1 protein-coding gene is annotated in these 245 nt (G+C 69.4%); it reads left to right on the top strand.

What is annotated here, in order from left to right; all coding sequences use genetic code 11:
* The coding region (locus SB751_RS34105) for a hypothetical protein (RefSeq protein WP_410749507.1) at nucleotides 1–245 on the top strand (245 nt) is incomplete at both ends.

Genomic DNA, 245 nt, shown 5'->3' with positions numbered 1-245 from the left:
CGCGGCGGCCACGCAGGGCCAGCAACTGCGTCACGTGCGCAGCCTGAAGGTCGAGAACGAAACGGAATACATCGGGCTCGATCCGGCGACACGCCGCAACCTCGAGCTGACCGAAACGCTGCGCGGCACGGAATCGCCGACGCTGTACTCGCTGCTCGACACGTGCTGCACGACGATGGGCAGCCGCCTGCTGCGTCACTGGCTGCATCACCCGCCGCGCGCGTCGGTCGCCGCGCAATCGCGCC

It is taken from the genome of Cupriavidus sp. SIMBA_020, assembly GCF_046535395.1.
GTDB classification, from domain to species: Bacteria; Pseudomonadota; Gammaproteobacteria; order Burkholderiales; family Burkholderiaceae; genus Cupriavidus; species Cupriavidus campinensis.
This window is presented reverse-complemented; position numbering and strand designations above follow the sequence as displayed.